This is a genomic window from Bacillus sp. ME78 (assembly GCF_903970865.1).
Lineage (GTDB): Bacteria > Bacillota > Bacilli > Bacillales > Bacillaceae_G > Bacillus_A > Bacillus_A cereus.
Map to the genome: position 1 here is coordinate 1 of NZ_CAJCKK010000113.1, position 305 is coordinate 305.

Here is a 305-nt window from a genome sequence, read left to right on the forward strand (position 1 = left end):
GAAGAGCTAGAAGAAGTAGAAGTAATTGCAGAAACAGAAGAATCAGAAGAAGTGGAAGTAATCGCAGAAACAGAAGAAGTAGAAGTGATTGCAGAAACAGAAGAATCAGAAGAAGTGGAAGTAATCGCAGAAACAGAAGAAGTAGAAGTGATTGCAGAAACAGAAGAATCAGAAGAAGTGGAAGTAATTGCAGAAACAGAAGAGCTAGAAGAAGTAGAAGTAATTGCAGAAACAGAAGAATCAGAAGAAGTGGAAGTAATCGCAGAAACAGAAGAAGTAGAAGTGATTGCAGAAACAGAAGAATC

General features: G+C 37.4%; 1 protein-coding gene. It reads left to right on the plus strand.

The window, feature by feature from the left end:
- Positions 1–305, plus strand: a 305-nt coding sequence (locus H6481_RS29170; protein ID WP_182813828.1) for a hypothetical protein, incomplete at both ends; no start/stop codon positions are given.